15 protein-coding genes and 1 tRNA gene are annotated in these 11734 nt (G+C 53.0%); 5 read left to right on the top strand and 11 right to left on the bottom strand.

What is annotated here, in order from left to right:
- The first annotated feature begins 611 nt into the window (after positions 1-611).
- Positions 612-1763, top strand: coding sequence for a cell division protein FtsZ (locus WC370_07110; protein MFA5309235.1), 1152 nt, complete (start codon positions 612-614; stop codon positions 1761-1763).
- Positions 1764-2319: 556 nt separating this feature from the next.
- Here the strand turns inward: WC370_07110 and WC370_07105 are convergent.
- From WC370_07105 to moaA, 6 genes are all read right to left on the bottom strand, one after another.
- The gene (locus WC370_07105; protein ID MFA5309234.1) at positions 2320-2526 is read right to left on the bottom strand and encodes a type II toxin-antitoxin system HicB family antitoxin; all 207 of its coding nucleotides are present in this window, start codon (positions 2524-2526) and stop codon (positions 2320-2322) included.
- A 9-nt stretch (positions 2527-2535) separates the two neighbouring features.
- A complete protein-coding gene (gene dnaN / locus WC370_07100; GenBank protein MFA5309233.1) occupies positions 2536-3669 on the bottom strand; it encodes a DNA polymerase III subunit beta in 1134 nt (377 codons plus the stop codon).
- A 52-nt stretch (positions 3670-3721) separates the two neighbouring features.
- On the bottom strand, positions 3722-4204 hold the full coding sequence (gene moaC, locus WC370_07095; GenBank protein ID MFA5309232.1) for a cyclic pyranopterin monophosphate synthase MoaC: 483 nt from the start codon (positions 4202-4204) through the stop codon (positions 3722-3724).
- Positions 4204-4569, bottom strand: a complete 366-nt coding sequence (locus WC370_07090; protein ID MFA5309231.1) for a DUF5615 family PIN-like protein — start codon at positions 4567-4569, stop codon at positions 4204-4206. The genes moaC and WC370_07090 overlap by 1 nt, the downstream gene beginning before the upstream one ends.
- Complete coding sequence (locus tag WC370_07085) at positions 4566-4790, bottom strand: DUF433 domain-containing protein (GenBank protein ID MFA5309230.1); 225 nt, start codon at positions 4788-4790, stop codon at positions 4566-4568. Before WC370_07085 ends, WC370_07090 begins: the two co-directional genes overlap by 4 nt.
- 61 nt (positions 4791-4851) lie before the next feature.
- The gene (gene moaA / locus WC370_07080) at positions 4852-5835 is read right to left on the bottom strand and encodes a GTP 3',8-cyclase MoaA (protein MFA5309229.1); all 984 of its coding nucleotides are present in this window, start codon (positions 5833-5835) and stop codon (positions 4852-4854) included.
- 165 nt (positions 5836-6000) lie between these two features.
- On the opposite strand from moaA, the gene WC370_07075 reads away from it, so the two are divergent.
- From WC370_07075 to WC370_07065, 3 genes are all read left to right on the top strand, one after another.
- Positions 6001-7017 carry a serine hydrolase domain-containing protein gene (locus WC370_07075; GenBank protein MFA5309228.1) on the top strand — a complete coding sequence of 339 codons (1017 nt, stop codon included), beginning with the start codon at positions 6001-6003 and terminating at the stop codon, positions 7015-7017.
- Between the two features lie 78 nt (positions 7018-7095).
- Entirely contained in the window at positions 7096-7662 is a 567-nt protein-coding gene (locus WC370_07070) for a 2'-5' RNA ligase family protein (protein MFA5309227.1), read from the top strand.
- 54 nt (positions 7663-7716) lie between these two features.
- Entirely contained in the window at positions 7717-8232 is a 516-nt protein-coding gene (locus WC370_07065; GenBank protein ID MFA5309226.1) for a hypothetical protein, read from the top strand.
- Positions 8233-8281: 49 nt separating this feature from the next.
- Here the strand turns inward: WC370_07065 and WC370_07060 are convergent, their stop codons facing one another.
- The 5 genes from WC370_07060 to WC370_07040 form a co-directional block, all read right to left on the bottom strand.
- Positions 8282-8881, bottom strand: coding sequence for an XTP/dITP diphosphatase (locus WC370_07060; protein ID MFA5309225.1), 600 nt, complete (start codon positions 8879-8881; stop codon positions 8282-8284).
- Between the two features lie 2 nt (positions 8882-8883).
- Entirely contained in the window at positions 8884-9420 is a 537-nt protein-coding gene (cobO, locus tag WC370_07055) for a cob(I)yrinic acid a,c-diamide adenosyltransferase (protein ID MFA5309224.1), read from the bottom strand.
- 67 nt (positions 9421-9487) lie between these two features.
- On the bottom strand, positions 9488-10072 hold the full coding sequence (locus WC370_07050; protein ID MFA5309223.1) for a glycerol-3-phosphate acyltransferase: 585 nt from the start codon (positions 10070-10072) through the stop codon (positions 9488-9490).
- 9 nt (positions 10073-10081) lie between these two features.
- A tRNA-Leu gene (locus WC370_07045) sits at positions 10082-10166 on the bottom strand.
- Between the two features lie 174 nt (positions 10167-10340).
- Positions 10341-10604: a hypothetical protein gene (locus WC370_07040; protein ID MFA5309222.1), complete on the bottom strand. Its 264-nt coding sequence runs from the start codon at positions 10602-10604 to the stop codon at positions 10341-10343.
- A gap of 246 nt (positions 10605-10850) precedes the next feature.
- Between WC370_07040 and WC370_07035 the strand changes: the two genes are divergently transcribed.
- Entirely contained in the window at positions 10851-11618 is a 768-nt protein-coding gene (locus WC370_07035) for a hypothetical protein (GenBank protein ID MFA5309221.1), read from the top strand.
- The last annotated feature ends 116 nt before the right edge of the window (positions 11619-11734 follow it).

Raw genomic sequence — 11734 nt, 5'->3', positions numbered from 1 at the left:
GAAAGGATTATAATACTGTCAGGCCGCATAGCTCATTGGGCGGCTTGGCACCCCAGGATTTCATAGAACTAGCCGGAAGACGCTAAGATGCAGATGGCACTAAGAATGGGGTAAGGTCAACGGGGGACAATAAAAAAGGGGAGCATCTCTGCTCCCCCAATTATCACTAATTTAAGTTCAAATTACCACTGTACAAACATTGGGATGTGTGATTTGCTTTCACTATGACAATTCCACCGGAAAAGAGGCTGTGAGTATTTTACCATTGAGTGAACCGTAAGTAGTTTAGGAATTCGTCTAGGGCGCTGTTACTCGCGTTCTCAAACCGGATGGGTAACAAATACTCAGAATATGACGTTTAACGAACTGGACGAGGGTAAACCCTCTAATCACGTTTAACAGTCCTTTTGGGGGGCTAATTAAGAAATATAAAGGAATCTTACCCCCAAATTAGGGTTATTTACCTACTTGCGCTGAACATCTACGATGCAATACAAGGAACAGCCAGACTCGATCTCCAGGTTATGGCGAAAGCAATATTTTATTTATTGCAAATAATTAGGACACCCAATATAATGTTGGCATACAATAAAGGAAGGAGGGTTAAGAAAATGAAATTAATGATAATTGGTTTGGGACAGTGTGGTAATCGTATTGCTGACGAATTTGCAAGACTTGGAAATAGAGCGCAGCGAGAGCGTGGAGCGAATGTAATCACGGATGCCTTTGCTGTAGACACTGATGCTTCTGCCATGGGTGGGCTACAAGTTATCAGTTCTCACAAAGACCGGCGCATTGTTATTGGCGAAGCCAAGACTAGAAGTCACGGCACTGGAGGGCTTGCTGAGCTTGGTGCTCAGATAGTCCAAGAAGATGGTTACAAAGTCGTTGATGCTGTAAGAAAGGCAAAACGATTCCCGGAAACTGATGCCTTCTTGCTTATTGCTGGCGCCGCCGGAGGTACTGGGTCGGGGGGCATTCAAGCATTGATACGGATTATAAAAGAGCGTTATACAGATAAGCCGGTATACGCTGTGATTGTTCTACCATTTGAACATGAAGAGGAGATTGACGAAAGAACTACTTACAATACGGCCGTGTGCTTGAAATCCGTTTACTCTATAGCTAATGCAACCTTTTTGATTGATAATCAGAGATATTCGGCAAAAGGTTATTCTTTAGCCGACAACATAGAAAAAACTAACAAATTAATCGCTGAACCATTTTTTAGCCTCTTATGCGCTGGAGAAGAAAAAAAGAGAAAGCGTATAGGTGTCCATATTCTTGATGCTGGAGGCATAATACAAAGTCTGTCCGGATGGACGGTTCTAGGTTATGGGAGGTCGAATCTACGTTTGATTACACTTCCGTGGGACGAAGTCAAGAACAAGGGCAACGAGACAATGGAAATAGCTCTTAGTGAACTTTCGTTAAGCTGTGATACCAAACATGCAGCGAAGGCGTTGTACTTGGTCTCGGCTCCACAGGAAGAAATGAACATCGATTTAGTAAAGCACATAGGAGAGCGCATTCGTAGTATTGCCCCTGAGGCAACAATTAGTTATGGCGATTATCCTTTTAACAAGGGATCGATAGATATCACTCTCACCTTTTCCGGTCTTAAAGATGTGGAAAAAGTAACGGCCTACTACACCAAATCCGTCAGTATTGCTGAGAATTTGAAAAGAAAACAAGATGAGGCTGCGAGTACACCCAGTACAACCGAGGAGGCAGCGAAAGATGTTCCTCCATTAGGGAATTAGATTAGTCTTTCATACCATACCCCACAACCGCCCATATGACTCTTGGGGAGATATAAAAAATAGTATGTTGTTGGATTAAAATAAAATACTTCTGTGATATTAATGGAACATAGTTCATATAGCTTTTCCGACGTCCTGTTAGCAGGGTAGGTCGTTTAATTTAAAGCTATTACTGGTGTTGGAGGCCCCCGCGAGACATGGGAACGGGGGGCAATAAAAAAGGGGAGCATCTCTGCTCCCCCAATTATCACTAATTTAAGTCCAAATTACCACTGTACAAACATGGGGATTTGTGATATCACGCGGGTGCTTTGACGAAAACCAAATACTCCAGTTACTTCAGGAATTCTTTTTGGGGAATCCCGCTGCCTTCAATAATACTTTTTATTGTTCCAAGCGGTAGTTGTCTGCCTTGATGATAGGGGATGATGACCTGTTTGAGAGTGGCATCATTGCGCCATTTCTGGTGGCTCCCCCGTTGTGAAACAAGAACAAAACCGTGGTATTGAAGTATCTTGATAACCTCGCCGGCTTTGAGCCGTGGAAGCTTGCGCCATCAGACCGGTATTTCCACCTCGAAAACCTTTTCATCAGGGTTGAGCTTCAATGAGCTTGGTTCAAGGTAGAGAGCAATCGCTTCCTTGGCGTTGGTCAGCGCTTCTGCTTCGGTATCACCGGCGCTGCAGCACCCCGGTAATTCGGGACAATAAGCCGCGTAGCTTCCGGTCTTCGGGTCATATTCAGTGATTATGCGGAACTTCATCCTTTTTACCTACCACTGAACAAACATCGGCATGACCACGTGGGTATAGTTGTCCGTGCCTACCGGGCGGATAAGGCCGGGGCTGGAGGGATTGGTGGTCTCCAGCGCAACCTGGGATTCGCGGAGGACGCCCAGAACATCCGTCAGATACTTGCCGTTGAAGGCTATCTTGGCGTCGGCGCCTTCTACGGTGGCGTCGATTTCACCCACGTCGTCGCCGATTTCCTCCGACCGCGCGGATACGGAGAGTCGGCCGGGGTTCGTTTCGCTGCCGGGCGTGATTACCAGCCTGACGATGCCGCTGCCGTCGCGCGCAAAGATGGAAGCGGTCTTGGTGGCCTGCTGGAACTCCTTGACGCTGACCATGACGCGGGTATTATAGCTCTTGGGGATGAGCTGGGAGTAGTTGGGGAAAGTGCCCTGGACGAGCTGGGAAACAAGCTCCGTGCTCTTGAGGCGGAACAGCACCTGGCTCTTGTTGGGATTCAGGGTGATGCTGACGGCCTCCTCCTGGTCGCCCATGAGGCGGTTCAATTCGGCGAGGGTGCGGGCGGGGATAATGACCTCGGTCTTCTGTTCGACCTTGTCCGTAATGGGGAGCTTGAAAACGGCTAGTCTGAAACCGTCCGCGGCGGCGAGGGTAAGCGTGCTGCCTTCGAACTGGGCGCAGACGCCGGTAAGCACGGGGCGGGACTCTTCCGTGGCGGCGGCGAAAACCACCTGGTTAATCGCCTGGCGCAGGGTTTCAACCTCCACGCTGGTGGTAACTCCCTCGTCAACGCTGGGAATCGGGGGGAATTCCTTGGCGTCAACGCCGCTGATGCGGGCTTCAAAGCGGGCGCACTTGAGTCCGAGCGTCTTGGTCTGCGGCGAAAGGTTAATGGCTATCGTATCGCCGGGGAGCGAGCTCACGAACTCCGTAAGCAGGCGGGCCGGTACGGTGATAGCGCCCTCCTCCTCGATTTTAGCGCCAATCCAGCAGCTGACGGCCATTTCCAGGTTGGTAGCCACCAGTTTAAGCTGGCCGTTCTCCGCGCTGAGGAGGACGTTATTAGTGATGGGGAGGGTCGTCCGCGTAGCAACCGCCCGGCCGACAATGCCAAGTCCCCGGTTAAGATTTTCCTGAAGACAGGTTAATTTCATTGCGCACCCCCGAAAAATGCCTTGGTGGACTAGTATACAACATTATAGGGTTCTATTCAAGCTCGATGGCGCCGCTCTTGCCGCCGCTTTTTTTCACCAGGCGGATATTCTCTATTTTCATGCCCCGGTCAACGGCCTTGCACATATCATAAATGGTCAGGGCGGCAACGGAGACGGCGGTAAGCGCTTCCATCTCCACCCCGGTCTGCCCGGTGCTCTGCACGGTAGCGGCAATGCCGATGGTGCTATCCGCTTCATCCGGCGTAAAGTCCACCGTCACGCTGCCGATGAGTATGGGGTGGCAGAGGGGAATAAGGTCCGGCGTTTTCTTGGCGGCCATGATGCCCGCCAACTGGGCGGTGGTAAGCACGTCCCCTTTAGCCATGCCGCCGCTCATAATGAGTTTAAAAGTGGCAGGCCGCATACGCACCAGCCCTTTAGCGATGGCGACACGGGCGGTCTCCGCCTTGGTGGTCACGTCCACCATGCGCGGTCGGCCGGCGTCATCAAGGTGGGTCAGTTTTTTACGGGCCATTATCTTCTCCTGATTCTATGAACCTCGGCAATCAACAGCTTGCCGGTATAATGGTCCATATTATCATGGTCTGATAGATATTTAGTTAGCGTGGCTAAAAGCCCCGGCAGGATTTCCGGGTGGTTTTCCACTTGAAGAGTGATTATTCCTTTGTATTCCGCCGGCGGAAAATTCACAATATCGGCGAAGTCTCCATTCAAGGAGAGTAAAATCGCATCCAACTCCCGGGCTTTAGCGATAACGCCGGCATCTATTGAATCCGCCGGAAGGTACTCTTTAAGCCTTAACACTTCATGGCCGGCGCTTCGAAGCGACTGAACTACCGATTCGGGAATACAATGGTCTGCGAAGAACCTTAAGCTCACGCAGTGATAACCTCGAACTCGGCCAGCTCACGGGCGTAATCCAGGCAGGCGGCTACCTGTTCCCCGGTAAGGTCCGGTAACTCCTTTTTTATCCGGGCGCTTTTGCCTGCCGCCAGATAGCCCAACACCAGGCTCACGGGAATCCTGGTCCCTTTAAGGCGGGGTTTGCCGTGTAAAACCCCCGGCGTGCTGACGATATAGTCTTTCCAGTTTACCTGCATCAGAGCCTCTCGGGCTTATCATAGCACCGTTTTTTTTATTTTACCAGACCCTTGACCCCTATTATCCCCCCACCTGGGAGAAGGGGCGGCCTTTGTGGGTGACGCCCTCGGCGAGGTGATGGCCCTGCGGTTTCCTGGCGATGGCGTTTTCCATCAATGCTTTCAGCTCGGCGACGGAGGCGCCGCTGCGCAAAGGGTCCTTGAGGTCGATTTCATCCTCGTTGAGCAGGCAAAGGCGCAGCTTGCCGTCGGCGGTCAGGCGGAGGCGGTTGCACTGGTAGCAGAAATGCTCGGTAACGGGCGTGATAAAGCCGATGGTGCCGTTGGCGCCGGGCAGGCGGAAGTACCTGGCGGGACCGTTGCCCACCTCCACCTTCCAGGGTTCCAGTTTGCCCAGCGGCTCGATGCGCTTGCGCATATCGCTGACGGAAAAGAACCCGGGGGAGGCCGTCGCTTCAGAGTTGACCGGCATCTGCTCGATAAAGCGGACGTGCCAGCCGTCATTAACGGACTTCAGGGCGAAATCGGGAATCTCATCATCGTTGACGCCGGCCATGACCACCATGTTGATTTTCACCGGGGTAAGGCCGGCCTCGCGGGCGGCTTCGATGCCGTTCAGGGTGTCCTTGAGGTCGCCGCAGCGGGTAATCCGGCGGAACCTTTCCGGCTGGAGGGTATCCAGGCTGACGTTGACCCGCACCAGTCCGGCGTCCTTAAGGTCGGCGGCGTAGCGCGCCAGCAGAATGCCGTTGGTGGTGAGGGAAATATCATCGATGGTCTCTATCTCCGCGATGAGCCGCACCAGGTCCGATACGCCCGCCCTGACCAGCGGCTCCCCGCCGGTGAGCCTGATTTTATTGATGCCCAGCTCCGCGGCAACTTTGACCAGGGTGTAGATTTCCTCGTAGCTCAGGATGTCATAGTGGGACATCAGGCTGATGCCTTCCTGCGGCATGCAGTAAACGCAACGGAGGTTACAGCGGTCCGTTACGGAGATGCGCAGGTAGTTGATGGGGCGCTGGAAAGAATCCGATATTCCGGTCATATTTTTGCCTCTAGCTAGTATTATACAGTAAAGGGGAAGAGGATTACAGGGGAGGGAGAAAAGCAGCAAGTAACAAGTTACAAGTAGCAAGGAAGTAGTAAGGATTGAATAGAAAAGAGAAAGGGGGTAGAATGTGGCGGCATGCCATCATAAAGGCAGTATCAAATGAACACACTCATTCAGCAAATCAGGGATAAAGCCGCGGCAACATCCTTTTCCGGGGTAGCGGCTATCCACCGGGGCGGAAAAGCGCTTTACCGGGAGGCCTTCGGGGATGCGGATAGGGCAAATAAAAGGAAAAACACCGTAACTACCAGATTCGCGATTGCCTCAGGCACCAAGTTGTTCACCGCTTTAGGTATCGGCGCGCTGATAGACGCGGGGAAACTATCACTGGAAAGCACGGTGCGGGACATTTTCCAGAAAGACTTCAGCTATATAGACTCTAAAGCGACTGTCGCCCAGCTGCTGACACATTCCTCCGGCATTTACGACTACTATGACGAAGATTGGGACATCGACTCCGAGAATTTCTTCGTGGATATACCGTGGTACAAGCTGGAAACGCCGACCGACTACCTGCCGCTGTTCGCCGGTAAGCGCCCGAAATACAGCCCGGGCGAGAGATTTTCCTATTCCAACGGCGGTTTTATCCTGCTGGGCGTGATTATCGAGCATATCACCGGGCGGCTTTACCGGGACTTCATCCGCGAGAGCGTGTTTGCCCCGGCGGGCATGAATGATTCCGGGTATTACGCCTTCAACCGGCTGCCGGAGAACACGGCCTACGGATACAAGAAAAACGGCGGAACCGGTGAAACCAATATTTACAGCCTCCCCATCCGGGGCGCGTCCGACGGCGGCGCTTTCACCACCGCCCCCGACCTTCTAAAGCTCTGGAAAGCGCTGTTCGGTAATAAAATCCTATCCAAAAATCTCACCAAAGCCTTCCTGACGCCCCATATCACCGTGGACGCGCCGGTGGCATACGGCTGCGGGATATATATTTCCAGATACAGCGGCATGGATATGTATTTTATCGTGGGTGGGGACGCGGGGGTGGGGTTCGATTCGCGCTATATCCCGGAAAAAGACTTGCAAATAAACATCATCTCAAATATCACGGACGGAGAAGAAACAATCCGGGACGTGCTATACGGCGGTCTGCAAGCAATTTTGTAAGGGGCAGCATCGCCGCCCCAGTTGCGTCCGGGTGGTACAATAAATATAAACGAAAACCGGATTGGAGAGGAGCGTAATATGCTGACCAAATACGCGGCGGACACCAGCCGCTGGGAAAACTGGCAAAAGGAGTACCGGTACGGCGCCATGCTGATTATTCCACCGGACCCGCCGCTGCTGGGGATGGAAATGCTCCGCCGGAGGTATGACCCCAAAGCGCAGGCCATCTGCGGCACCCATATCAGCCTTACCGTTCCTTTTCCCCGCCCCCTAAGCGATGATAACTGGTATGAAATGAAGTCGATAGCCGCCGGCATCGAGCCTTTTACCGTAAAGTACGGGCCGCTGATAAACTATCTGCCCGCCCCCGGCGTCTGCCTGGCGATAGAGCCGTTTGCCGCGCTGGATAACCTGCGCGCCGCGCTGGAAAAAGCCGCGGCTTTTAAAGGCGCTTTACTGCGGAAATACCCGTTTTCCCCGCACATGACCATTGCGGAATATATTACGAGAGACTACACCCGGGAGCTGATGGAAAAGCTCAAGGACAAAACGCCGTCCGGCTCCTTCTTCTGCAGTAGTGTTTCTTACCATGTGCCGGACGATAAATTCCATTTCACGGAACGCGGCCGGTTCGACTTCGCTTGATACCCCCGCCAACATCCCTATTACTACCTTTGCCCGCAAAAAGGAGGCAAATAAGTGGATAAAAAATCAAAACCCAATACTTATTTCATACAGGTTGCGGACCGCCCGGCACGGAAGCTGATTCTGAAAAGGGGCATCAAGGCTACCCACTACTTTGAGTATTGCCAGGAAGTAAACTGCGATTTTCTTAGCGACCTTAAGGCTGTGAAAGATGCCCTTTATGAGCCTTGCGGGATGTGGCTGCCTGAGAGCTTACAAAAACCGGGAACATCGGAATACGCGCAGGGGGTGGAAATGCCGGCGGATTATGCCGGCCCGGTGCCGGACGGCTATGAAATTATCGACCTCAAGCCGTGCAAGATGATGGTCTTCCAGAGCCAGCCCTTCGATGACGCCGAATCCGTCAAACACATCATGGCTATGTGGGATATGTTGGAAACCTATAATCCGGAACTGTACGGCTTTGCCTGGGCGGATGAAGACGGCCCGCGACTCCAGCTTGAGCCACTGGGCTACCGCGGCTATATTGAAGCCCTGCCGGTCAGGCAGGTAAAAGTAAAACAGCGATAATCCCGATTAAACCGGCGCGGGCTGTTTACGCCCGCGCCGCCCCTTTTCCCTACCACTCCATCAGCTTGGCCAGTGCCTGCTCCGCCGCCCGCGACCGGTGACTGATGAGGTTTTTTTCTTCCATGGTCAGCTCCGCCATCGTCTTGTTTAATTCCGGGATGAGAAAAACGGGGTCGTACCCGAAGCCGTTGGTTCCCCGCGGCTCCTTGATGATAACCCCCCGGCAGATGCCGGAACAAAGCTCCACCCGGCCGTTAGGCTCGGCGATGGCGATAACGCAGCGGAACTGCGCCGTCCTTATCTGGTCGGGCGCGTCTTTCAGCTTCTCCAGCAGATGATTTATTCTATCGGCATCGGTGGCGTTTTCCCCGGCAAAGCGGTGGGAGCGGGCACCCGGCTCGCCGCCGAGGGCGTCCACCTCCAGTCCCGAATCGTCGGCCAGGGAGAGCAGACCGCTAAGCGCGGCCAGGGTGGTGGCTTTCAGGGTGGCGTTTTCCTCAAAGCTCTGGCCGATTTCCGCCACCTCCGCGGTAATGCCTTCATCGGCCAGGGTAACCATATCGAAAGGGATGCCCTGGAGCAGGCTCCGGTACTCGCGTAGTTTGCCCGTATTATTGGTCGCCAGCAGCAGCTTGGGTCTATCAGGCATGATTAATACTCGATTCCTTTCCTGGCTTTGATACCACGGTCATAGGGGTGCTTGATTTTAACCATCTCCGTCACGAGGTCGGCGGCTTCGATAATGCGGCTATCGGCGTTGCGGCCGGTCAGGATAAGCTCCAGGCGGGTCGGTTTGTCCCTGATGAGCCCCAGGACGTCCTCCGCCCGGACCAGCTTGAAATCCACCGCCATGTTGATTTCATCCAGCACCAGGAGGTCGAATTCCCCGCCCGTCACCGCCGCCCGCGCCGCGGCCAGGGCGGCCTCAGCCTCCGCTTTTTCCGCCGGATTTATCTCATTGTTCTTGTAGATGAACTGCCGCAGCCCGAAGCTCTGTACTTTAACATTGGGCAGCCCGGCCAGGGTGCGGTATTCCCCGATGGATGATTTGCCCTTGATAAAAAAAATAATCCCTATTTTCAGGCCGTGCCCGGCGGCCCGGACAACCGTCCCCAGGGCGGCGGTGGTTTTACCCTTGCCCCCGCCGGTAAAGACCTGCACCAGCCCTTTTTCAGTCGCTTTAGTCAACGCCGTCCCCCGCAAAGAAAATAAGGAATTTACTGACATTCAAGTTTAACAATCCACCCTGGTGGTGTCAATCAGCGGAGGAGTTGCGGGGCTGGTTGAGCGCTTTGGGGCGGGTGCGGAAAAAGGTGGTGATGCCCACCAGGGCGGGGAGGGCAATCCCGTAGCCGATGAGCAGCGGCGGCACTTTCAGCCACCAGTCTATGAAGGGAAGAAAGATGAAGAGGAAGGCCATGGACGGGGTGACGTTGCGCCGCCAGATGAGGACCAGCAGGGTGGGGAGGGTCAGGATGAGCATGGGAATGGTCACCAGGACGTAGAGGATGCCGATGGTAATGCTGACGCCCCGACCGCCGCGGAAACCGAGGAAGACCGGCCAGTTGTGACCGGCCACCGCCGCGATGCCGGCCAGCAGCACCACGGCCTGGGACATGTTGCCCGCCTGGGCGACGAGGATAATCAGCGAGCCCTTGGCGGCGTCTATCACGCCGACGATGATGCCCACCCTGGGGCCGAGCTCGCGGTAGGCGTTGGCCGCGCCCGCGTTTTCATCCCCGATACGGCGGATATCGCCGCCGGCGATAACGCGCCCGGCGAGGTAAGCCGTGGGGAAAGCGCCGAGGAGGTAGCTGAGGATAACCACTATCCAGGGCATGTTCACCTCTGGTGCCGGGAGAGGGACTCGAACCCACAAGGATTTCTCCGGCGGATTTTAAGTCCGCTGCGTCTGCCTGTTCCGCCATCCCGGCGTATCCGAGTTAAATTGTACGTGGTGCCGTTCAGGGTGTCAAGGCTTTGTTTTTTGCTTAACGCTTTGCTTAACACTTTTTGGCTTGCAGGACGCTTGCCATTCCTTACCTGTGACAAGTAGCTTGCTGACACCCCCAGTTCCTTTGCCAGTTGCCTTAACGATTTTTGCTGCATTACTTTGCCTCCGTTTTCTTAGCTGCTTTCCCCTTGGTGCCGGGCAGGGTGGTGGTTTTGGCAGTGGCTGTGGTGGCCTTGGTGGTGTAATGTTCAAGCGCAGTCCTGAAGATAGTGTTGTCCGGGTACTTGGCTGCAAGCAGCTCTAACTCAAACTCTAGCCAAGCCCTATTGCCCTTTAGGCGTTTGAGTTCGGCCAGTACGCCCGCTGCCGTTAACGGGTTGTGGGGTAAAAGGTTGCCGGGTTGTTTTTGCTTTGCCATTTTGTACCTCCTTTTTTGGCTGCCTTGGCAGCCTAGTTTGATGATAGTGGGAACTGGGAACAAGAGCGAGCCAATTGTCCGTTGTTGTCGGCTATTGTCCCGCACTGTGGGCAGAATTTAAGCGGATACAGGTGGTTGTCTGTAGTTATCATAGGTATCAAGCGGCATGAGGGAGTTGCTCCATCATATGTTCTAGGTTAAAATCGAGTATATAAGCGCCTTTAACTAACAGGGGGGAATAATAACGTGAGCGAAAATAAACAGAAAAAGGGCAAGCATTATACAAAACCTGCAAGGCTTGCGCTGCTAAAATTATGTAAAAGCCCTGCTTTTAAAGAGAAGATTATGCAGCTAAGGCACGAGTGGCAAATAACGGCGCTTGCCAAGTCTCCGTCTGAAGCTGAAATTTTTTGGAAAGATTTATGTGCTGCTGATAGAAAAGATGTAAATTACCACGACAAATATGATGAAGGAACGACCAGACACCAGCGATTTCAACGAGCGCTTGAGAATCTAAGTCAAGACCCGGCCCTTGGGCTTCCTACTGACCCCACTATGTGGGTGGTTTTGTACCAAATTGTTTTATGGCTCAACCTCGATAATATAACAGAAGAAGACATACGAACACTGCCTGCGCCTGCTTCAAAGGTACGTACATCTATCAGCGCTAGAGACAATCACCTATACCTTGAAGTTACCTTCGCCACAAGAAAAAACGTAGCAGAGGTGTGGAAATCGGTTGAATGGTGGCAAAAGAATGTTCGCCCCAAACTTATAGAAAGCGGGCTACTCCAAGATATAAGCGAGGGTATAAAAGCAGGAAGGCCCCCAATACCCGATGAAAAGTGTATTGAAGCTGCGAAACTCAAAAGCGCTGGGCGGACGTATAAAGAAATAGCCACAATCCTTGGATTTCCAATACAAAATGATGCTTATGAGAAACCAACGCAATCAAGAACTGCTCAAGAGGCAGTTAAACGAGGGCGTGAACTACAAAAAATTTTACATACATAAACTAGTACACTATTTACTGCCTATATTAACCCTAAAAGCTCTGGCATAGAATAAAAACATGCTAGAGCTTATTTTTTATGCCAACAGACCGCTGCCGTGGCTTGAGGGCAGGCCCT

The sequence above is a fragment of the Dehalococcoidales bacterium genome (genome assembly GCA_041652735.1).
Taxonomy (GTDB): domain Bacteria; phylum Chloroflexota; class Dehalococcoidia; order Dehalococcoidales; family RBG-16-60-22; genus RBG-13-51-18.
This window is presented reverse-complemented; position numbering and strand designations above follow the sequence as displayed.